The organism is Hymenobacter latericoloratus, from assembly GCF_014199535.1.
In the GTDB taxonomy this organism is placed as follows: domain Bacteria; phylum Bacteroidota; class Bacteroidia; order Cytophagales; family Hymenobacteraceae; genus Hymenobacter; species Hymenobacter latericoloratus.
This window is the reverse complement of sequence record NZ_JACHNV010000006.1, coordinates 164,132-184,150: the sequence shown is the minus strand read 5'-3', so window position 1 is coordinate 184,150 and position 20,019 is coordinate 164,132. Positions and strand designations below refer to the sequence as shown.

Annotated in this window: 16 protein-coding genes; 12 read left to right on the top strand and 4 right to left on the bottom strand. The window is 58.9% G+C overall.

Translation table 11 applies throughout. The annotated features are described in order from the left end of the window. Positions 1–139 precede the first annotated feature (139 nt). The gene (locus GGU46_RS17900) at positions 140–1,543 is read right to left on the bottom strand and encodes a type III PLP-dependent enzyme domain-containing protein (protein ID WP_183404929.1); all 1,404 of its coding nucleotides are present in this window, start codon (positions 1,541–1,543) and stop codon (positions 140–142) included. Between the two features lie 342 nt (positions 1,544–1,885). On the opposite strand from GGU46_RS17900, the gene GGU46_RS17895 reads away from it, so the two are divergent. Continuing rightward, positions 1,886–2,860, top strand: coding sequence for an arginase (locus GGU46_RS17895; protein ID WP_183404928.1), 975 nt, complete (start codon positions 1,886–1,888; stop codon positions 2,858–2,860). 126 nt (positions 2,861–2,986) lie between these two features. Here the strand turns inward: GGU46_RS17895 and GGU46_RS17890 are convergent, their stop codons facing one another. Next, on the bottom strand, positions 2,987–3,751 hold the full coding sequence (locus GGU46_RS17890; RefSeq protein ID WP_183404927.1) for a TerC family protein: 765 nt from the start codon (positions 3,749–3,751) through the stop codon (positions 2,987–2,989). 461 nt (positions 3,752–4,212) lie between these two features. Here GGU46_RS17890 and argS point away from each other — a divergent pair, with 461 nt between their 5' ends. Together argS and GGU46_RS17880 are read left to right on the top strand one after the other, a co-directional pair. Beyond that, complete coding sequence (gene argS / locus GGU46_RS17885) at positions 4,213–6,006, top strand: arginine--tRNA ligase (RefSeq protein WP_183404926.1); 1,794 nt, start codon at positions 4,213–4,215, stop codon at positions 6,004–6,006. Between the two features lie 172 nt (positions 6,007–6,178). Beyond that, a complete protein-coding gene (locus GGU46_RS17880) occupies positions 6,179–6,760 on the top strand; it encodes an LOG family protein (protein WP_183404925.1) in 582 nt (193 codons plus the stop codon). A 309-nt stretch (positions 6,761–7,069) separates the two neighbouring features. Here the strand turns inward: GGU46_RS17880 and GGU46_RS17875 are convergent, their stop codons facing one another. Next, positions 7,070–8,161 carry a 3-oxoacyl-ACP synthase III family protein gene (locus tag GGU46_RS17875; protein ID WP_183404924.1) on the bottom strand — a complete coding sequence of 364 codons (1,092 nt, stop codon included), beginning with the start codon at positions 8,159–8,161 and terminating at the stop codon, positions 7,070–7,072. A 181-nt stretch (positions 8,162–8,342) separates the two neighbouring features. Between GGU46_RS17875 and GGU46_RS17870 the strand changes: the two genes are divergently transcribed. From GGU46_RS17870 to GGU46_RS17855, 4 genes are all read left to right on the top strand, one after another. Next, positions 8,343–8,927 (top strand): glutathione peroxidase, encoded by a 585-nt coding sequence (locus GGU46_RS17870; protein WP_183404923.1) that lies wholly within the window; start codon positions 8,343–8,345, stop codon positions 8,925–8,927. A 127-nt stretch (positions 8,928–9,054) separates the two neighbouring features. Then, the gene (locus tag GGU46_RS17865) at positions 9,055–9,729 is read left to right on the top strand and encodes an HAD family hydrolase (protein WP_183404922.1); all 675 of its coding nucleotides are present in this window, start codon (positions 9,055–9,057) and stop codon (positions 9,727–9,729) included. A gap of 106 nt (positions 9,730–9,835) precedes the next feature. Then, positions 9,836–10,792 (top strand): 1,4-dihydroxy-2-naphthoate polyprenyltransferase, encoded by a 957-nt coding sequence (locus tag GGU46_RS17860; RefSeq protein ID WP_183404921.1) that lies wholly within the window; start codon positions 9,836–9,838, stop codon positions 10,790–10,792. A gap of 113 nt (positions 10,793–10,905) precedes the next feature. Beyond that, the gene (locus GGU46_RS17855) at positions 10,906–12,435 is read left to right on the top strand and encodes a hypothetical protein (protein WP_183404920.1); all 1,530 of its coding nucleotides are present in this window, start codon (positions 10,906–10,908) and stop codon (positions 12,433–12,435) included. Positions 12,436–12,804: 369 nt separating this feature from the next. Here GGU46_RS17855 and GGU46_RS17850 read toward each other — a convergent pair whose 3' ends face one another. Beyond that, positions 12,805–14,433 (bottom strand): DEAD/DEAH box helicase, encoded by a 1,629-nt coding sequence (locus GGU46_RS17850; protein WP_183404956.1) that lies wholly within the window; start codon positions 14,431–14,433, stop codon positions 12,805–12,807. Positions 14,434–14,680: 247 nt separating this feature from the next. Here GGU46_RS17850 and GGU46_RS17845 point away from each other — a divergent pair, with 247 nt between their 5' ends. The 5 genes from GGU46_RS17845 to kdpA all read left to right on the top strand — a co-directional run bounded on the left by GGU46_RS17845 (position 14,681) and on the right by kdpA (position 19,931). Then, positions 14,681–16,033, top strand: a complete 1,353-nt coding sequence (locus tag GGU46_RS17845; RefSeq protein ID WP_183404919.1) for a sigma-54-dependent transcriptional regulator — start codon at positions 14,681–14,683, stop codon at positions 16,031–16,033. A gap of 135 nt (positions 16,034–16,168) precedes the next feature. Continuing rightward, positions 16,169–17,299: a TlpA disulfide reductase family protein gene (locus GGU46_RS17840; protein WP_183404918.1), complete on the top strand. Its 1,131-nt coding sequence runs from the start codon at positions 16,169–16,171 to the stop codon at positions 17,297–17,299. Positions 17,300–17,588: 289 nt separating this feature from the next. After that, positions 17,589–17,942, top strand: a complete 354-nt coding sequence (locus GGU46_RS17835; protein ID WP_183404917.1) for a DUF7674 family protein — start codon at positions 17,589–17,591, stop codon at positions 17,940–17,942. Between the two features lie 131 nt (positions 17,943–18,073). Then, complete coding sequence (kdpF, locus tag GGU46_RS22610; protein ID WP_073106986.1) at positions 18,074–18,154, top strand: K(+)-transporting ATPase subunit F; 81 nt, start codon at positions 18,074–18,076, stop codon at positions 18,152–18,154. Between the two features lie 76 nt (positions 18,155–18,230). Further along, on the top strand, positions 18,231–19,931 hold the full coding sequence (gene kdpA, locus GGU46_RS17825) for a potassium-transporting ATPase subunit KdpA (protein ID WP_183404916.1): 1,701 nt from the start codon (positions 18,231–18,233) through the stop codon (positions 19,929–19,931). The last annotated feature ends 88 nt before the right edge of the window (positions 19,932–20,019 follow it).

The following is a 20,019-nucleotide window of genomic DNA, read 5'->3' as shown; positions in this document are numbered from 1 at the left end:
TGCCCGCGTGTACATGTCAGGTAGTAAAGGTAAGTGAACCCGCCGCCGTGTGCAACCAACCACCCCCTTTGTTCGGCCGGCAGCGTTCCGGCACCGATAAAAAAAGCGGGAGCCCCGGTAAGAAGGCTCCCGCCACGGATTACTGCTGGTAGCCCAGAATGCGCATCATCGAATCAGCCGTCTGCTCTTCGGCAAACACCCGGTCGGTGAGGGTGCCATCTTCGGCCCGGTCCAGAATCACCATTTTTGGGGCCGGAATCAGGCAGTGCTTCACGCCGCCATAGCCCGAAAGGCTTTCCTGATAGGCGCCGGTGTGGAAGAAACCCACGTACAGCGGCTCGGTATCGGTGGCGGGCTTGCGCTCCGGCAGGAACACCTGGTAAATGTGCTTCTCGGCGTTGTAGTAGTCCTGGGAGTCGCAGGTGAGGCCGCCCAGCTGAATTTTCTTGTACGAGCGGTTCCAGCCGTTGAGGGCCAGCATGATAAAGCGCTGGTTCAGGGCCCAGGTGTCGGGCAGGTTCGTGATAAACGAGCCGTCAATCATGTACCACAGCTCCTTGTCGTTCTGCAGCTTCTCGTCCAGAATGCTGTAGATGGTAGCCCCCGACTCGCCCACGGTGAAGATGCCGAACTCGGTGAAAATGTCCGGCTCGGGCACGTTTTCCTCTTCGCAGATGCGCTTGATGGTACGCAGCACTTCGGCAATCATGTAGGGGTAGTCGTACTCCTTCTGAATGCTGGTCTGGATGGGCAGGCCGCCCCCGATGTCGATAGTCGTGAGGGTGGGGCACACTTTCCGCAGCTCGCAGTACTTGTGCACGAAGCGGCTCAGCTCCGACCAGTAGTAGGAAGTGTCCTTGATGCCCGTGTTGATGAAGTAGTGCAGCATGGTCAGCTCAAAGCGCGGGTCGTCCTTGATTTTCTGCTGATACAGGGGGATGGCGTCGGCGTAGCGGATGCCCAGGCGCGAGGTGTAAAACTGGAAGCGCGGCTCCTCGTCGGAGGCCAGGCGCATGCCCACGTTGCACTTCTCGCGCACGTTGTCGTGGTAGTAGTCCACCTCGTTCGGCGAGTCGAGAATGGGCATGCAGTTCACGAAACCGTCGTTGATGAGGCGCGTGATTTCGTACTTGTACTCCTCGGTTTTGAAGCCGTTGCAGATGATGTACGTATCCTTCCGGACCTTGCCTTTGGCGTGCATGGCCCGAATGATGTTGGTGTCAAACCAGCTGGAGGTTTCAATGTGCACCCCGTTTTTCAGGGCTTCTTCTACCACAAAGCTGAAGTGCGAGGCCTTGGTGCAGTAGGCGTAGGAGTATTTGCCCTGGTAGCCCGTTTGCTCAATGCCCACCCGGAACCACTCTTTGGCCCGCTGAATCTGAGAGGAAATTTTGGGGAGGTAGGTCAGGCGCAGCGGGGTGCCGTGCTTTTCTACCAGCGCCATCAGGTCGATATCATGGAAGCGCAGCTCGTTGTCTTCAACGCGGAATTCGTCGGTCGGGAAGTCGAACGTCTGGGAAATCAGGGAGTGGTAGGTATCCATTAAAGGAGTTTCTGGAAATGAACAGTGAAGGGGAGGCCTGGCGGGCAGAGGAGCACCAAGGGCTTGCTACAAGTGAGTTTTTTAGCGCCCGGAGGCGTTGAAACCAGAGAATGTCCTGCGGGCTACGCGGACTGATAGACGGAAACAGCTCAGCTTCCCTATTTCGTAACGCGAAGCTTTTTCCGAACTTAGGACCCGCAAAGATACCCCCTCGCGGGGGTTTTGGTTGTGCTTTGTTCGTTGGTTGCGCCGGAAGGTCCGCGCGCGTCAAGCCTAACCCGGCCCCACCCCTGGTAATCGGCAAGCATTAAAACCACCTAACCCATTTTCTGCCAATGTAATATGCGACGAATTAAGCTTCTGGAAGTCCGCTCCGAACTAGGGGCCGGAACCCGCGGGGCCAGCCTGGGCGTAGATGCCCTGCGGGTGGCCTGCCTCAACAAAGGGTCCGATTACTTCCGCCGGTTCAACTCGGTCAGCGTGCCGGACCAGAACCAAGTGCTCTTCGACCGGAATCATTTCCCGAAGGCCAAGCACATCGATTCCGTTTATACGGTGCTGAAGGGCATTGCCGGTGCCGTAGAACAAACCCTGCGCTTTGGGGAATTCCCGCTGGTACTGGCCGGCGACCACAGCAACGCCGCCGGCACCATTGCCGGCATTAAGGCTACCTACCCCCACAAAACGCTGGGCGTGGTATGGGTTGATGCCCACGCCGATATTCACTCGCCTTACACTACCCCCTCGGGCAATATGCACGGCATGCCGCTGGCCATCAGCCTCGGCGACGATAACCGTGAGTGCCAGCGCAACCACGTAGAGCCCGAAACCGAATTCTTCTGGCAGAAGCTGAAGAACCTGGGCGAGCCCGGCGCCAAAGTAACCGGCGAGCATCTGGTGTACGTGGTGGTGCGCGACACCGAGCACGAGGAAGATGCCATTATCGACCGCCTCGGTATCAAAAACTACAAGCTGGATGAGGTGAAAGCCAAGGGCACCCGCCAGGTGGCCCGCGAGATTTACGAGCGGCTGCGCTTCTGCGACATGGTGTACATTTCGTTTGACGTGGACTCGCTGGATTCGCGCTTCAGCAAGGGCACCGGCACGCCCGTGGAGGAGGGCCTGAACGTGGAAGAAGCCATCAGCCTGTGCCGCGCCCTGCTGGATAATGAGCGGGTGGTCTGCTTCGAGATGGTAGAAATCAACCCCACCCTCGACAATATGAACACCATGGCTACCAACGCCTTCGATATTCTGGAAGCCGCCACCGACGCCATCCAGAACCGCCTGCGCATGGAAGAGGTAGTAAGCCGGTAACCCCCGTTCCGCTCCGGTCCGACGGGCTCCGCCCGCCCGACCGGAGCGGAACGGCCTGCTCCACTACATCAAAAGCCCTACCTCGCTCCGGCGGGGTAGGGCTTTTAGCTTTTGCGGGGGGTAGGCCTACCCCCTGCCCTGGCGGTACGGCACCCCGAACAGCCAGGACGTGAGCAGGGGCACGGCAAACACGGCTACCGTGAGAATGGTCAGGCCCACGTCGGCGGTTTCGCTGGCTAGGAAGTGGCTGAACGGATGCTGGGGCAGGTAGTGCTCGAACAAGGAGAGCAGCAGCTTCAGGCCCAGAATACCAATGACCACGAAGGCCGCCGTTTCCAGGAAGGGGTACTTGCCCATGAGCAGCACGAAGGCCTGGGCTACCAGCCGCATGGCCAGAATCCCGATGAACACCCCGATACACACCAGAATCAGGTTGTCGGTGAAGGCTACCACGGCAAACACGTTGTCGATGGAGAAAGCCAGGTCCATGAGCTCAATCAGGGCCACGGTGGCCCAGAAGGGGCCAATCAGGCCCAGGGTGTGGCGGTAAAACCAGCTCTGCTCCTTGTCCACGTCCTCTTCCTCCGAGCGGTTTTTGCTGGCAAACTGACTATAGGCCAAGTACAAGAGGTAAAGGCCGCCCAGGGGCTTCAGGTACCAAAACTGAATCAGGTAGGACGCGAACAGCAGGCACAGCCCCCGAAACACGTAGGCCCCGATGATGCCGTAGCGCAGGGCCTTGTGGCGCTGCTCTTTCGGCAGGTCGGAAACCATAGTCGCCAGCACCGCCGCGTTATCCACGGAGAGCAGGCTTTCAATAATAATGAGGTTGCCCACAATGGCCAGAGCGGCCAGCGGGTTGTCGAGGATTTGCTGGAGATGAACGTTCATGCGTAGGGCGCAAGATACGGGGTGCAGCACATACACGCAGGCCAGTGGGGTTTGGTTGGGTAGGAGGGGGTAGGGATTTTGGATGAAGGATAATGGATGACCGGCAAGGGTTTGCACACTGCAGAGGGGTAGGAGAGGGAAGCGCCCTGAGCCGGTGCGCTGGTGACACCCGTAACCGCCGCCGCATTTTTTTCAGATGGCATCCGACCGGGCTTTCTACCTTTGTACCAGCGGCAGCCCACGCGGCAGCCACGTCCATTCCTTATGAAGCCGATTCTTTGGGTACGAATTCCGCGACGACTCTAGCGTAAGCTGGGGCCGGGTTGGGGGCCAGACGCCGGGTAACCGCGCGCCGGCTCCGTGGCCGGGCCCGCAGTTTACGCGGCATTCGTGGTTTCGCCTCCCATTCTTCATCTTCCGAAAGCTTCGTTTGGGGCTTTCATTCAAGCGTTTCGCTTTCTGTGCTACTACTCGAACAAACCCTCAAAGCGGCCCTCGGGGCTGCCATCCAGAACGTATTCGGCGCCGAGGTAGCGTCGCCCCAACTCACGTTGCAGCCTACGCGCAAGGAGTTTGCCGGCTCGTTTACCCTCGTCACGTTTCCCTTTACCAAGCAGCTGGGCAAAGGCCCCGAGCAAATCGGGCAAGGCATCGGCGACTGGCTGGTGGCGAACGAGCCTTTGGTAACCGGCTACAACGTGGTGAAAGGCTTCCTGAACCTGGAAATTGCCGACACCGCCTGGCTGGACGTGTTTCAGCAGCTGCGCCAGCAGCCGGCCGGCACGCCCGTAGAAACCGGCGGCCCCCAGCGCGTGGTGGTGGAGTATTCCTCGCCCAACACCAACAAGCCCCTGCACCTGGGCCACCTGCGCAACAACTTCCTGGGCTATTCAGTAGCCGAGATTCTGAAGGCTACCGGCGCTACCGTAAATAAGGTGAACCTCGTCAACGACCGGGGCATCCACATCTGCAAGTCGATGCTGGCCTACCAGCAGTACGGCAACGGCGAAACCCCGCAGAGCGCCGGCATCAAAGGCGACCATCTGGCGGGCAAGTACTACGTGCTGTTCGAGAAGCACTACCGCGAGCAGGTAAAGCAGCTGGAGGCTGAGGGCGTATTGCCCGACGTAGCCAAGCGCCAGGCGCCCATGATGCTCCAGGCCCAGGACATGCTCCGGGCTTGGGAAGCCGGCGACGAGGAAGTGGTAAGCCTCTGGAAGCAGATGAACGGCTGGGTGTACGAAGGCTTCAACGAAACCTACCAGACCATCGGGGTTGATTTCGACAAGTATTACTACGAGTCGGGTACCTACCTGCTGGGCAAGGAGCGGGTAGAGGAAGGCCTGCAGAAAGGCGTATTCTTCCGCAAGGACGACGGCTCGGTGTGGGTGGACCTACAGGCCGAGGGCCTCGACGAGAAGCTCCTGCTCCGCGCCGACGGCACCAGCGTGTACATTACCCAGGACTTAGGCACGGCTGAGCTGAAGTTTCAGGATTTCAACTACGACCTCTCGGTGTACGTTATTGCCGACGAGCAGAACTACCACATGCAGGTGCTACGCGCCGTGCTGCAAAAGCTGGGCAAGCCCTACGCCGAGGCCATCTACCACCTCAGCTACGGCATGGTGGACCTGCCCTCCGGCAAGATGAAAAGCCGCGAAGGCACCGTAGTGGATGCCGACGAGCTGGTGCGCGAAGTGGTGGAAGCCGCCAAAGCCGCTACTCTCGAAAAAGGCAAAACCGAAGGCCTGACCGAGGAGCAAGCTGCCGAACTCTACCACATGCTAGGCCTGGGCGCCCTCAAGTACTACCTGCTGAAAGTGGACCCCAAGAAGCGCATGCTCTTCAACCCCGAAGAGTCCGTGAGCCTGGAAGGCCACACGGGGCCCTTCATCCAATACTCGCACGCCCGCATCAGCAGCATTCTGCGCAAAGCCGCTGAGCAAGGCGTAGCTGCCGATACCAGCCTGACCGGCCTTACCGAAATTCATGCCACCGAGCGGGAAATGATTCAGGAACTGGGCCGCTACCCCGCCGTAGTGGCCGAAGCCGCCCGTACCCAGTCGCCGGCCGTGGTGGCGCAGTATGCCTACGATGTGGCCAAAGCCTACAACCGTTTCTACACCGAAGTGCCCATCTTCATTGAGCCTGATGCGGCCAAGAAAGCCTTCCGCGTGGCGTTGTCGGCCCAAACGGCCCAGGCCATCAAAACCAGCATGAACCTGCTCGGCATTCAGGTGCCTGAGCGGATGTGATTTTTCTTCGTCATTGCGAGCAGAGCGAAGCAATCCTTCCTCTCGGCAGTGGCAAGCCTTATATTCCTGATAAGCCCTTGATGCGGTTCGCCAGTCAGGGGCTTATTGCTTACAGTAAGTTTAGAGCCAGAAGGGAAGGATTGCTTCGCTCTGCTCGCAATGACCTTTCAGAATGAAAAGCGTAGCCGTGTATTGCGGTGCCAGCAGTGGCACCAACGAATTGTACACCCAACAAGCCCAGGAAATGGGCCGGGTGCTGGCCGAGCGTGGCATGACGCTGGTGTACGGCGGGGGCCGGGTAGGCCTGATGGGCGCCGTAGCCGACAGCGTGCTGGCCCACGGTGGTCAGGTTATCGGCGTAATCCCCGATTTTCTGGTGGCCAAGGAAGTAGAGCACCGCGGCGTGACGGAGCTGCACATCGTCAAGAGCATGCACGAGCGGAAGCTGCTCATGGCCGATCTGGCCGAAGGCTTCGTGGCCATGCCCGGCGGCTTCGGAACCCTGGAAGAACTATTTGAGGTGCTGACCTGGGGGCAGCTGGGTCTGCATAAGAAGCCCGTGGCCCTGCTCAACGTGGCCGGCTTCTACGACCACCTGCTTCGCGCCCTCGACCACATGGCGGATGAAGGCCTGCTGCGCCGCGAAAACCGCAACCAGCTCCTGAGCAACCCCGACCCCAACGGCCTGATCGAAGAAATGCTGGCCTACCAGCCCGTAGCCCTCGAAAAGTGGCTGACGCCCCGCACTACGTAGGCGGGGAAATAGTGAGTTGGTGAAGTTGTGAAGCGTGTCATGGCGAGGGTACCGAAGCCATCCTTCCTCTCCTCCGTGACAAACCTGATAAACAGACCAGCCCTTGACGCTCGCACAGTTGTCAAGGGTTTGTCACGTTTCAGGGGGTAGCACGCGGGTCAGGACGGATGGCGTCGCGCTGCTCGCCATGACAACAGGGCACGGCTTGTCACATGTCAGGGGGGTAGGGAGTTGGTGAGGACGGATGGCTTCGTCGTGCCTCTTCGCCATGACAGCACAACTTCACCAACTCACCAGTTCACCATCTCACTAGTTCGCCTCGGGCATCCGGTAGATGACGGCGTTGCAGTTCATGCCGGCTCCTACGGAAGCAAACACGATGGTTTGGTTCGGCTCGATGGTTTTGCCTTCCAGCTTGCCCTTCAGCAGCAGGTCGAAAAGGGTGGGGAGGGTAGCTACTGAGGAATTGCCCAGCCAGGAAATGGTCATGGGCATCACGTGCTCCGGAATCTCACTCTGGCCGTAGAGGCTGTAAAGGCGCTTGAGAATGGCGTCGTCCATTTTGCCGTTGGCCTGGTGCAGCAGCAGCCGGTGCATGTCCGGGAGTGGCACGCCGGCTTTGTCCAGGCAATCTTTGATGGCCTGGGGCACGGTTTTCAGGGCGTACTCGTAAAGCTTGCGACCTTCCATTTTCAGGAAAAGCTCCTCGCCTACATAGGCCGGGTTATAAGACGCGCCCATGCGCAGCAGATGTGCTGCCTGTACGGTATCGGAGCGGGTGGCGTGGGCCAGAATGCCGACTGGTACGTCGCTCTCCCGGGCTTCCAGCAGCACGGCCCCGGCCCCGTCGGCGTAGAGCATGCTGTCCCGGTCGTGAGGGTCGCAGACGCGCGAGAGCACCTCGGCCCCGATTACTAGCACGCGCCTGGCATCGCCGGAGCGCAGGTAGTAGTCGGCCTGAATGAGGGCCTGCAGCCAGCCGGGGCACCCAAAGGGCAGGTCGTAGGCAATGGTGTGCGGGTTTTCGATGCCGAGCTTGTGCTTGACCCGGGCCGCCAGGGTAGGCACAAACTCCGAGCGCTTGTTGTCGGCCCGCACGTCGCCAAAATTATGGGCTACCAGAATATAGTCGAGCTGTTCGGGGTCGGCACCGCAGGAAGTCAACGCATCCTGGGCGGCCAGAAAAGCCAGGTCGGAGGTTACCTGGTCGTCGGCGGCGTAGCGCCGCTCCTGAATGTCCGTAATCTGGGCAAAGCGCTCCACAATCTCGGCTCCGGGCTTGGTAAGCTGCGTACCGGAAGCGTCGTAAAAAGCGGCGCTAGTAAATTCTTCGTTTTTAACAACGCGAGAAGGCAGGTAGCTGCCAGTTCCGGTAATGACCGAATAGAGCGCCTTAGGCATGAGCTTAAAAGCCGCGGAATGAAGACGCGCCAATAGTCAAATGTACAGATTTTTGGCATTGCCAGATTTTACCGCGCCACAAACCTGCCTGGTAGCTGTACCTTTCCTATCCAACCCGACTGGCCCGAACATTGCGTAGATCCGCCGGTTTCACTAACGATTTCCCCTCAATTTATTTTCCATGAAAACCCTGCTGCTGTTGGGTGCGCTGGCCGCCACTGGCTTTGCTACCTTCTCTTCCAACTCAAACCCCGCGGTACCCATGACCACCGAATCTGCTGCCGCTGCCACTGGCACCGTGTACGACTTCACCGTGAAAAGCATTGACGGTAAAGACGTGAAGCTGAGCCAGTACAAGGGCAAGAAGCTGCTCATTGTGAATACGGCTTCGGAGTGCGGCTACACCCCGCAGTACAAGGAGTTGGAGGAGCTTTACAAAAAGCACGGCGACAAGGTGGTGGTGCTGGGCTTCCCGGCCAACAACTTTGGGGGGCAGGAGCCGGGCACCGAAGCCCAGATTGCGGCCTTCTGCGAGAAGAATTATGGCGTGACGTTCCCGCTGTTCAGCAAGATTTCGGTGAAAGGGGCTGACACCGCTCCGCTTTACAAATTTCTGTCGGACAAAACGAAAAACGGAGCCGTAGCTGACGCGCCCACCTGGAATTTTTGTAAGTACCTGATAGATGAAACCGGCCACGTGGTGGCGTTTTACCCCTCCAAGGTGAAGCCCATGAGCGACGAGCTGGTAGCGGCTATTCTGAAGTAAAGCCTGCCTGACGGCTGGTTCGGCCTGGGTTTCGCGTGCCGTAGTCGGCCCGCGAAGCCCAGGCCGCTTTTTGTGCCCCGGAGCGGTGGGTTCTCTACCTTCGCGCCCGTAACCTTGCTTTGCTTGTATGATACGCACCGTAATTTTTGACATGGATGGGGTAATCGTGGACACCGAGCCCGTGCACCGGTATGCCTTTTACCGGCACTTCGAGGAGCTGGGCATCCACGTTTCCGATGAGGAATACGCCACGTTCACGGGGTGCTCCACCAAAAACGTGTACCAGCAGCTCAAGGACAAGCACGGCCTGGCCCCCGATGTTGATACTTTGATGCTTAGCAAGCGCGAGTTCTTCAACCGGGCCTTCGATGAAAAAGCCGACCTCGATCTGCTGGACGGTGTGCGCACCCTCATCGAGGACCTGCACCAGCACGGCATTCAACTCATTCTGGCTTCCTCGGCCTCGAAAGCTACCATTGATCGGGTGATGCGCCGCTTTGCCCTGGGGCCGTACTTTACTCACCTGATCAGCGGCGAGGATTTCCCACGTTCCAAGCCCGACCCGGCCATTTTCGAGCACGCGGCTTCGCTTTCGGTGGCGCCTAAGCAAGAGTGCCTTGTTATTGAGGACTCGGCCAACGGCGTAGCAGCGGCCAAGGCGGCGGGCGTCTACTGCATCGGCTACAACAGCGAGCATTCCAAGCTGCAGGACCTGAGCTTGGCCGATCAGGTCATCAATCATTTCGCGGAGCTGAACGCCGAGAAAATTGCCGCCATTGATTCCGTGGCCGCCGCGAAGTAACCAGCGCCCGGAAGGGTTTGCGGGCTGGGAGGGGGTAGGAAAACTGCTTCCCGAGCCCCTCCGCCAGATCAGTAACCATATTGCCCGATTCATTCTTCTCGTTATCATGGCTTCTTCTGCCACTTCTGCTACCCCCCTCAGCCCGGCCAAAGCCTGGGTTTCCGCGTTTCGGCCCCGCACACTGCCGTTGGCTCTGGCCAGCATTATGGCCGGCGGATTTCTGGCCGCCAGCCACGGACAGTTCCGGGGGAGCGTGGTAGGCCTGGCCGCCCTGACCACCATTCTGCTGCAGATTCTGAGCAACCTCGCCAACGACTACGGCGACTCCCAGAACGGCGCCGACAGCGTGCACCGCGAGGGGCCGCAGCGGGCCGTGCAGAGCGGGGCCATCAGTCCGCAGCAGATGAAAAAGGGCATGGGCGTATTCGGAGCACTTTCCCTGCTAAGCGGTTTGCTGCTGCTGTGGGTGGCCCTGGGTACGGCCGGCGCCTGGATTTTCGTAGCCTTCTTCGTGCTGGGGCTTTCGGCCATCTGGGCCGCCGTAAACTACACGGCCGGCTCCAAGCCCTACGGCTATGCTGGCCTCGGCGACCTGTCGGTGTTTATCTTCTTTGGGCTGGTAGGCGTGTGCGGCACGTATTTCCTGCAAGCTTACAGCCAGGTAGAGGTCTGGACCCAGGCACTGCCGCTGCCGGTGCTGCTGCCCGCCGCCGCCCTGGGCTGCTTTGCTACCGCCGTGCTCAACGTGAATAACATCCGAGACATTCGCTCCGATGAACTGGCCGGTAAAATTACCATTCCAGTGCGGCTGGGACCAGTGCGGGCCCGCCGCTACCACTGGCTGCTGCTGCTGCTGGGCTTTGGCTGCGCTGTGGTGTACGTGGCTCTCACCTACCACTCGCCCTGGCAGTGGCTGTTTCTGCTGTCAGCTCCGCTGCTGCTGCGCAATGCTACCCAGGTATGGCAGCGCCAGGAGAGTATGCAACTCGACCCGCTGCTCAAGCAAATGGCCCTCACCACGCTGGTGTTTACGTTGTTGTTTGGGGTAGGGCAGGTGTTGTAGAAAGAATAGTCGTAAAATTTTACTTCGCGGCGTGTGGAAAACTGACCACGCGGGCATCGTTGGTATAATCAACCTTAGCCCGGTAGCGGCCCGGTAGTAGGCCGCCGTGTGTCATGAAAAACGGTATTGCTATTTTCTGTTTCTGGCTAACGCTCTTCAGCTGCCACGCGCAGTCCTCCACGTCGCCAGCAACTGCTGCGGTTGGCGAGTTTGGTTCAACTACTCCCAATGGATTGTTGTACTCACGCCGCACCATGGGGCGGCTAGAGCGAATAGTAGACTCACTGCACCTTCGCTATAAAGTATGCGACCTGACGCGCGCTTACAAGAGCCACTGGCAGGGACAAGCAGAGTATGTGCGGCTGGAAGGAAGTAGCGCAAGCAGTGCCGCACAGCTACTGGAAGCTGGAAGTACTCCCGAAGAGATTCTGGCTCGTTTTCCGAAGGCCAAGCACGCGCGAAACCTGCTGGTGGTGGCTGATGAGGAGCAAGATGATGTCAAGGGCGCGCGGCAGCTTACTACTGCGTACCGGAGTATTCCCCTGAACGGTCGGGATGAGTTTTCTGTCCATATCGATCAGCCGCTCACTGCTTCCGCCATTCCGGCAGCTGGCCATTGGGTGGTGAGATATGACAAAAAGGGCTACGATGGGCCTTATGTAGAAGCTTTTTACTTTCCGCAGGGGCTAACACAGCTAACCCTACCCAAGCGCTACGCTGCACTGGTGCAATACGCCGATTGCCTGATTGATACTACTAGCCAGATTTACTTGGAAACTGCCAAGCGAACGGGCAGAAACGTACCTTCTAAGGAGACAGCAAGCCAGGAGGCTTTTTTGAAGTTTGTGCATCAGCAAACCAAACGGCCTTCGACTAAATACGAAGAGAAACTGACCGATGAAGAGCAAGAGGCCCGGCAGCGAGCATACCATGACTGGGATTCTGTGCGGTTGCAGAAAGTAGATGCCTTGGCCGCAACCCCCCGCTTTCGGGAACTGCTGCAAAAAGCAGCCACCGACGACAGCAACCTAGGCGCTACGTCGGATGAATTTGAGGAGTACGTAGCCCGTTACTACTCGCCAGCACGGGCCTTAACCCTCAAGCGTAACCGCCGGGTAGCGGGGTTCTGCAGCATGGACGACGGCCCCCGGGTGCATGCTCTGGGCATTGCTCAGCTCTCGGCGGAGGCCGTAAACTGGGAAACGTTTCTGCGTGCCCACCTAGACATCATGAACGACCGGTTTGAGCGTATGTCGGACGGTAGCTACGCTTGGGAAAAACGTCAAACGTATCTGCGAGAGCTAGAAGAGCTAGATATCAACGTGTCTGATCTAATGCTAGGCATCAGCCTGCGAATTAATAACCCCAGCCAGAACCACTACTTCGGGACGGTATATCGGGTAGGGCGGGCCCTAGCTGAAACCCGTCAGCCCCGAGAACTAGAGCAACGCCTGCTGACGCTGGTAGCCGACTCGGAACTGGATACTTACAATCGGCTGCTGGCCTACTATCTGTTCTTAAACTACAACGAGCATCTGCCCGATGCGGCCCAGCAGCAGCGCAACGTGGCTGAACTAAATAAATCAGTGCAGAAGCTTCCCGCTTACTTAGTGGCTCGTGCCACCGTAAAAAGCAAGCAATAAGGTGATGTAAGTGCAGCTTTGCGCAATGGCTATTGAAATAATTAGTAATAAATAACCATCCTATGGCCCCTTCTTCACTGACTGCCGTCGCCAACGTACTGGCACCCGCCTACTACCTGTTGCAAGCGCAAGGGTATCAGGTACGATATGATGCAGAAATGAACCTGTGGATAGCCGAGAAAGATGGGGTGCACTTAAGCGCTCATGACTCTATTATGCTCCGCGGCTAAGCTTACGTTTATGAGCATACAGGAGAGAATTGGATAGTTTCAGATGAAGAAATTGGGGCTTATTTAAGGCTAGAAGAATAGGAAACAAAAAGCCCCCGCTGCAACTGCAGCGGAGGCTTTTCTTATCAAGCTTAAAACCTTACTCGGCGCTGGGAGCAACTGGGGCTGCTGCAGTAGCCTCAGCGGCGCCGCCTTCTGGGCGTGGGCCACGGCCACCACGGTTGCGGCCGCCCCGCTTGCGGCGGCGCTGGCCTTCGGGCTTATCACCTTCGGCGCGTGGCGGCGTTGTTGCTACCTCTCCTTCCGGGCGAGGGGCGCGGGGCTCACGGGGCGGACGAGCTTCACCTTCCGGACGAGGGGCACGGGGCTCACGGCGGGGGCGGCTTTCGCTGCCTTCCGGTCGGTCTTCACGGGCGGGGCGCTGGTAGGGTTGAGCAGGGGCCTGGCCGGCGTCCAGGGCAGCTAATGCGGCCTGGGCTTTGGCAATACGGGCCTGCTGGTCAGCATCGGGCTTGCCGTCGCCACGGTCGGGGCGGGAGCCATTACGGCCTCCGCTGCGCGGAGCACCACCTTCGGGGCGCGGGCCCCGGTCGCGGCCGGAGCCACCACCGCTACGGCCGCCGCGCTCGGGTCGGCCGCCAATTTTGCCGCGCAGGCCACTGAACCGCTTGGGGTCGAACTCGGGCGCTTCGCCCAGGCCCAGCCCCTCGGTGATGTTCTGCTTCTCGATTTCGCGCTCAATCAGCTTCTCAATCTTCACTACCCGGTCCTGGTCCTGGTCCGAAATGAAGGTGATGGCCGTGCCTTTGGTAGCAGCTCTTGCCGTACGACCAATGCGGTGCACGTAGTCCTCGGCAGCGCGCGGGATGTCGTAGTTCACCACGTGGCTCAGTGAGTCGATATCAATGCCGCGGCTCAGTACGTCGGTAGCTACCAGAATGGGGAACTGCTTGTTCTTGAAAGCACGCATGATTTCCTCGCGCTCCTCCTGGGTGCGGTCCGACGAAATACCCCGGGCCTCAATGCCAAGCTTATTGATAGCCCGCACAATGCCGCCTACGGCTGCTTTCTGCGAGGTAAACAACACCATGCTCTGCACATCCTGGGTTTTGATGATGTGCTCCAGCAGGTAAATCTTTTGGCGGTCGAAGGCCATGTAGAACTGCTGGTCGATGCCGGCGGCGGGCTTCGATACGGCCAAGCGGATTTCCTCGGGCTGATTCAGAATCTGCTGCGAGAACTCCCGGATCTTGTTGGGCATGGTAGCCGAGAACAGCAGCGTCTGGCGCTCCTTGGGCAGCTGGCGCACAATGTTGAGGATGTCATCGGAGAAGCCCATGTCCATCATCTTGTCGGCCTCGTCGAGCACCAGGTATTTTAGGTGCTCAAACTTCACGTAGCCCATCTGCATGTGGGCAATGAGGCGGCCAGGGGTAGCAATAATGATGTCGGCACCGGAGGTGAGGGCGCGCTTCTGTTGCTCCCAACCCTCGCTTTTTCCCCCGCCGTAAATGGCAATGGAGCTGGCTTCTACGAAGTAGCCGAAGCCGGTTACCTGCTCGTCAATCTGGGTGGCCAGCTCGCGGGTGGGCACCAGAATGAGGGTGGAGGTATTGCCGTGCTTGGCGTGGGAAATCTTGTCGAGGAGGGGCAGGAGGTAGGCGGCCGTTTTGCCGGTGCCGGTCTGGGCGCAGGCAATCAGGTCTTTGCCTTCAATAATTTTCGGAATAGCCTGCTCCTGAATGGGCGTGGCATTCTGGTAGTTCATGGCATCGATGCCCGCCAGGAGGTCATCGTGCAGATTAAATTCGTGAAACGTCAAGGTGCAGCTTGTTTAGGATGATTGATGGCTGACCCTGCTTTTCGGTCAGCAAACCGCTGGTAGTAATGGGAACAAAGATAGAGGGATTTAGGTGCGACGCGACGCCGCAACCGCTACCGTGGCCCTGCAGATGCAAGCTCGGCGTTTTTGCGTACCCTTGCGCCCAAATTCAGTCCTTTCTTGCTACCCCCTTATGCCCGCCGGAACCCTGCTGCTCATCGACGACGAAACCAGCCTGCGCCAGCTGTTGGCCCGGGTGCTGGAGCTGGAAGGCTACACGGTACTCCAGGCCCCCGATGCCCGCCGCGGCCTAGAGCAGCTGCGCCAGCACGCCGAAGAAGTGCTGGTGGTGCTCAGCGACGTGAAGCTGCCCGACGGCTACGGCCTCGATTTGCTACCCCGCTACCAGCAGGCAAGCCCCCTAGCGGAGGTTATCTTGATGACGGCCTACGGCACCATCCCCGACGGAGTGCGGGCCATGAAGGAAGGCGCCTTCGACTACCTCACCAAAGGCGACTCCGACGACCAGCTGCTGGTGGTGGTAGAACGGGCCGCCGACAAGGCCCGCCTCCAACGCCGCGTAGCCGACCTGGAAAAGAAAGTCGGCGCTCAGTACAGTTTCGAGAGCATGATCGGCCAGTCGGCTGCATTAACGCAGGCCAAGAAGCTGGCCCAGCGGGTAGCCCCCACCGACAGCACCGTGCTGCTGGAAGGCCCTACCGGCGCGGGCAAGGAGCTGTTTGCCCAGGCCATTCACCAGGCTAGCCAGCGCCGGAGCAAGCCCTTCGTGGCTGTGAACTGCTCGGCTTTCCCCAAGGATTTGCTGGAATCGGAGCTGTTTGGCTACCGGAAAGGCGCGTTTACGGGGGCGCTGGCGGATAAAAAAGGACTGCTGGAAGAAGCCACCGGCGGTACCTTGTTTCTGGATGAAATTGGGGAGCTAGAGCTGAACGTGCAGGCCAAGTTCCTGCGGGTGCTGGAAACCCAGCAGTTCACTAAGCTCGGCGACACCAAGCCTACCAGCGTGAACGTGCGCCTAGTAGCCGCCACCAACCGCAACCTAAAGCAGGAGGCCGCCGAGGGCCACTTCCGCCCCGACCTGTACTACCGCCTTTCGGTGTTCACGGTGCTGGTGCCGGGCCTGAATGAGCGGCGCGACGACATTGCCGCCCTGGCCGACTACTTCCTGCAGTACTTCGCCGCCCGCCTGCGCAAGCGCCTGCGCGGCCTGGAGCCCGAAGTACTCCAGCAGCTACAGCGCTACGATTGGCGCGGGAACGTGCGCGAGCTAAAGAACGTGCTGGAGCGCGCCGCCATCCTGGCCGATGGCGACCTGCTGACCGTGGATGACCTGCCCACCGAGTTTCACTACCTGCCTACCCCCCTCACCACCGACGAAGCCTCCGACCGTACCCTGCGCACCCTGGAAAAGCGCCAGATCCGGCAGGTGCTCCAGGAAACCGGCGGTAACAAAATGGAAGCGGCCCGCCAGCTTGGCATCGGGACTAAAACCCTCTACCGCAAGATTCAGGAGTACGGGCTGTAAGGGGGAGGAGCGGGCCAATAGTTTTTATATAGCCGTTGGTGTATACTGCGAAAGAAGGCGTAGCCGTTAAGCTCCTTAGCCAGCTTCCAAGGGCAGAAGGCTGTGGCAATGTGTGTTATAATTTCTCTACCTCTTATGAAAAAGTACTTACTGAGCTTTCTACTGGTGGCACCATGGTTGGCAAACGCGCAAACCGCTACTCCCTTTACCATTAAAGGCAAACTGGGCACGCTTAGTACGCCGGCCAAGGTGTATTTGCTGCGCGGAATGACTGTTACGGATTCTACTACGCTTAAAAACGGTGCTTTCGAACTGAAAGGCAGCACCGAAGGACCTGTGATGGTAGAGCTGATTATGCGGCGCAACGGTCGGTTGGGCACCCTGTTCGGCCCTCCCGGCGACCGGGCGCGTCTCTATCTGGAGCCCGGCACGGTGCTGGTAAACAGTCCCGATTCTCTAACTCACGCCACCATAAAGGGCGGACCTCTGAATACAGATTATGCGCGTCTGAGTGCATCGACAGCGCCCATTATAGCCGATATCCAAGCGTTTGGGGCCGAAGTGCAGCGGGCTACGGAGCAACAGCGGCAAGACCCGGCCTTCACGGAGAAGCTGAAGTCCCGTTTCGAAGGGTTCAATAAGCAAATTGCTACGGCCAACTATGCTTTCATTAAAGCTAATCCGAACTCGCTGGTTAGCCTGGATGCGCTGGTAGGAATGCAAATGATGCACTTGCCGCAATACGCTACCGTGGCTCCGCTGTACGAAGCATTAAGCCCGACGCTCAAAAACACGCCCCGGGGCCGGGAATATGGCGAACTGATGAAGGGCCTGAAAGCCGTGGCTATTGGGGCGACGGCGCCTGATTTCACCCAGCAAACGCCCGATGGCAAAACTGTATCGTTGCGCGACTACCGGGGCAAGTACGTACTGGTTGACTTCTGGGCCTCGTGGTGTGGCCCCTGCCGCGAGGAAAACCCAACGGTTGCCAAGGCCTACAACGAATACAAAGGCCGCAATTTTGAGGTGCTGAGCGTGTCGCTGGACAGCGAAAAGGACCGCGCCAAGTGGGTAAAAGCCATTCAGGACGACAAGCTGACCTGGACCCAGGTATCGGACCTGAAGGGCTGGGAAAACGCAGCTGCACGCAGCTACAGCGTGAGCGGTATCCCGCAGAACTACCTGATTGACCCCACGGGCAAAATTGTGGCGGCTAACCTCAAAGGCGAGGACTTAAAGGCTACGCTTGCGAAATACATCAAGTAAGCTAGCACTGACGTAGGAGCCTGCTTTCTAGTCAACAAACCTTGAAACCGAGTTATTCTGACCAACTCACCGGGTCAGAATGACTCGGTTTTTTTGCGTCGTAGGAAGTTGAGTTTTAAAAGTTGGAAGAATTTGTATCTGACTACCAAGTAGATATAGGGTATGAGAGGGTGGGCTGAGTACAAACGGGCCTGAATTGGCAAGGGGGGTAGCGTGCTGGCAGCTGATGTAGTAATCCCGCTTCAGCTGCTGGCACTGCACGAAATCTTTCACCCCTTCCATTACGCAGATGATTTCCTCCGCCGAAACGGCCCACGTGTTGCTCGAAAGTTTTCCGGAGCTGAGTCCGGAGCTAGAGGTACCCGCCGTGCGCCAGAGCATGTACCGGCAGCTCGACTGCTTTGCCCTGTTCACCCGCACCGCCGCCGAAAACGGCCGCCTTGCTCTGCTGAAGCGCTGCTTTGAAGTAGCCGACCGCCTCGTGCGCCAGGGCGACGCCTACCTGGCCCGGGCCGTCGAGAATGTGTACCTGCACTGCCTGCACCTGGATGGCAGCACCTACGGCAACCAGTTGGCCCGCCAGCTCATGCCGGCCCACCTGTACCACGTCTATCAACATCCGCACACCAATATGCTGCCCTAGGCGCGGCTGGCTGCTTCACGCTTTCTCCTGTTCACCATGATTTTTCTGCTCACCGCCGCGGGCCTCGCCGGGTTCGGACTCTTCTACAAGTCGGTCGATTTTTTCGACCACATCTAACGCTGCCTCCTGCCATGATGGTCGCCCTCTTTTTCCTGTCTCTTGCCACGTTCGGCTACCTCTGCTACGTGCTGCTGCGCCCAGAGAAATTCTAATTCAGTTATCGGTTGCGAGTTGCCAGACAAGGCACAAACTGGCAACTCGCAACCGATAACTGGCAACTCAACTAAGATGATCAACGAACTACTCGGCATCGGCGCCATTTACTTCCTGACGCTGGTGCTGGCCTGGCCGCTGGGCCGCTACCTGGCCCGGGTATTTAAGGGCGAGAAGAACCTGCTGGATTTCCTGCGGCCCGTGGAAAACGGCATCTTCCGCCTCTCCGGCATTGATGCCCGCCGCGAAATGAGCTGGCAGCAGCACCTGGTAGCCTTGCTTACCATCAACCTTGTATGGTTCCTGCTGGCTATGCTGGTGTTGTCTACCCAAGGCAGCCTACCCCTCAACCCCGACCAAAACCCCAGCATGTCGCCGGACTTGGCGTTTAACACGGCCATTTCCTTTCTGGTAAACTGCAACCTCCAGCATTACTCTGGTGAGTCGGGCCTGAGCTACCTCTCGCAGATTGTGGTCATCACCTTCCTGCAGTTTGTGAGTGCCGCTACCGGCATTGCGGCAGCGGTGGTGGTGTTCAACGCTCTGCAAACCCGCGCCACCGATAAGCTGGGCAACTTTTATAACTACTTCGTCAAGAGCCTCACGCGCCTGCTGCTGCCGGGTTCTTTGGTGGTAGCCTTGCTGCTGGCCTTCAACGGCACCCCCATGACCTTGCAAGGCAAGCAGGAGCTAGTAACCCTGCAGGGCGATTCCGTGGCCGTGTCGCGCGGGCCGGTGGCGGCTATGGTGGCTATTAAGGAGCTGGGTACCAACGGGGGCGGTTTCTACGGTGCCAACTCGGCTCACCCCCTCGAAAACCCCAACTACCTCACCAACGCCATTGAGAACATCGCCCTGGTTATCATCCCCATGGCCATGGTGTTTGCCCTGGGCTTCTACCTGAACCGCCGCAAGCTGGCCCTGATGATTTTTGGGGTCATGACGGTAGGCTTTGTGGTGCTGCTGGCTCCCACGGTGTACTATGAGCTGCAGGGCAACCCTGCTATTAATCACCTGGGTGTAAACCAAGGGCTAGGGGCGCTGGAAGGCAAGGAGACGCGGTTTGGCGCGGCGGCTTCGGCCTACTGGAGCATCACCAACACGGTTATTAGTTGCGGCTCGGTGAACTCCATGCACGACTCGTTTATGCCGCTTTCCGGGCTGACCCAGATGCTGGGTATGATGACCAACGCCTTTTACGGCGGGTGCGGGGTAGGGCTACTCAACTTCTTTGCCTACCTCATCATTGCCGTATTCATTGCCGGCCTAATGGTGGGCCGCACGCCCGAACTGCTGGGCAAGAAGATTGAGGCCCGCGAGATGAAAATAGCCATCCTTGTGACCCTGCTGCACCCGCTGCTGATTCTGGCGGGTACGGCCCTCACGGCCCACCTCTACGCCGGCAACCCTACGGAGTACGCCGGCTGGCTGGCTAACCCCGGCTACCACGGCTTCTCCGAGATGCTGTATGAGTTTACCTCCGCCTCCGCCAACAACGGTTCCGGCTTCGAGGGACTCGGCGACAACACGCCCTGGTGGAACATCAGCACGGGGGTAGTGCTGCTGCTGTCCCGCTTCCTGCCCATCATCGGTCCGGTGGCTATTGCCGGCTTGCTGGCCCGCAAGAAGTACGTGCCCGAAAGCGTCGGCACCCTGCCCGCCGACACGGCCACCTTCGGCGTCATGGTTATGGCTGTCATCGTCATTATAGCCGCCCTAGCCTTCTTCCCAGCCCTGGCCCTGGGGCCCATTGCCGAGCATTTCTCCTTGTATTAAGCTCCTCACGGGCGCCTCACCCCCTAGCCCCCTCTCCGGAGGAGAGCAGGGACTAGCTCTAGCTTTTAGCACTAACTTTTTCACTGCC

Bases quoted from the DNA above. Each gene is read 5' to 3' on its own strand.
- GGU46_RS17850 (WP_183404956.1), bottom strand. From the start codon at position 14,433: ATGAACTACCAGAATGCCACGCCCATTCAGGAGCAGGCTATTCCGAAA.
- GGU46_RS17865 (WP_183404922.1), top strand. From the start codon at position 9,055: ATGATACGCACCGTAATTTTTGACATGGATGGGGTAATCGTGGACACC.
- kdpA (WP_183404916.1), top strand. From the start codon at position 18,231: ATGATCAACGAACTACTCGGCATCGGCGCCATTTACTTCCTGACGCTG.
- GGU46_RS17855 (WP_183404920.1), top strand. From the start codon at position 10,906: ATGAAAAACGGTATTGCTATTTTCTGTTTCTGGCTAACGCTCTTCAGC.
- GGU46_RS17835 (WP_183404917.1), top strand. From the start codon at position 17,589: ATGATTTCCTCCGCCGAAACGGCCCACGTGTTGCTCGAAAGTTTTCCG.
- GGU46_RS17840 (WP_183404918.1), top strand. From the start codon at position 16,169: ATGAAAAAGTACTTACTGAGCTTTCTACTGGTGGCACCATGGTTGGCA.
- kdpF (WP_073106986.1), top strand. From the start codon at position 18,074: ATGATGGTCGCCCTCTTTTTCCTGTCTCTTGCCACGTTCGGCTACCTC.
- GGU46_RS17890 (WP_183404927.1), bottom strand. From the start codon at position 3,751: ATGAACGTTCATCTCCAGCAAATCCTCGACAACCCGCTGGCCGCTCTG.
- GGU46_RS17860 (WP_183404921.1), top strand. From the start codon at position 9,836: ATGGCTTCTTCTGCCACTTCTGCTACCCCCCTCAGCCCGGCCAAAGCC.
- GGU46_RS17895 (WP_183404928.1), top strand. From the start codon at position 1,886: ATGCGACGAATTAAGCTTCTGGAAGTCCGCTCCGAACTAGGGGCCGGA.
- GGU46_RS17845 (WP_183404919.1), top strand. From the start codon at position 14,681: ATGCCCGCCGGAACCCTGCTGCTCATCGACGACGAAACCAGCCTGCGC.
- GGU46_RS17870 (WP_183404923.1), top strand. From the start codon at position 8,343: ATGAAAACCCTGCTGCTGTTGGGTGCGCTGGCCGCCACTGGCTTTGCT.
- GGU46_RS17880 (WP_183404925.1), top strand. From the start codon at position 6,179: ATGAAAAGCGTAGCCGTGTATTGCGGTGCCAGCAGTGGCACCAACGAA.
- GGU46_RS17900 (WP_183404929.1), bottom strand. From the start codon at position 1,543: ATGGATACCTACCACTCCCTGATTTCCCAGACGTTCGACTTCCCGACC.
- GGU46_RS17875 (WP_183404924.1), bottom strand. From the start codon at position 8,161: ATGCCTAAGGCGCTCTATTCGGTCATTACCGGAACTGGCAGCTACCTG.